The organism is Prevotella lacticifex (genome assembly GCF_019973375.1).
Classification (GTDB): domain Bacteria; phylum Bacteroidota; class Bacteroidia; order Bacteroidales; family Bacteroidaceae; genus Prevotella; species Prevotella lacticifex.
Map to the genome: position 1 here is coordinate 1 of NZ_BPTV01000030.1, position 306 is coordinate 306.

The 306-nt window shown below is 48.7% G+C and carries 1 pseudogene; it reads left to right on the forward strand.

Features of this window, described 5'->3' with window-relative positions:
- Window positions 1-306, forward strand: a pseudogene (locus tag LDN30_RS16265) (IS1634 family transposase); the annotation flags it as partial.

The window sequence follows — 306 nt, forward strand, 5'->3', positions numbered from 1 at the left end:
GCAGTGGACTTCTTCAAGAACTCGCCAAGGTTTGGAATCTCGACGATGCGAAGCGCCTCTATATCATAGCCTTGCTCCGTGCTTCATATGGAGACATCATGAACCGTGACTTGCAGGTACAGTACCTCTGCTCATTTGCATCAGAGATGTATCCGGGAGTTCATTTGTCTGAGACGGCCGTGTCCAGATTCCTTGTGGAGATAGGCAAGGCATACTCCCTTATCTGTGAGTTCATGCGCAATAGAGTGAATACATTTACCGGCGGTAACATGGTCATTGACGGCATGCTCAAGGACTACAATGCCA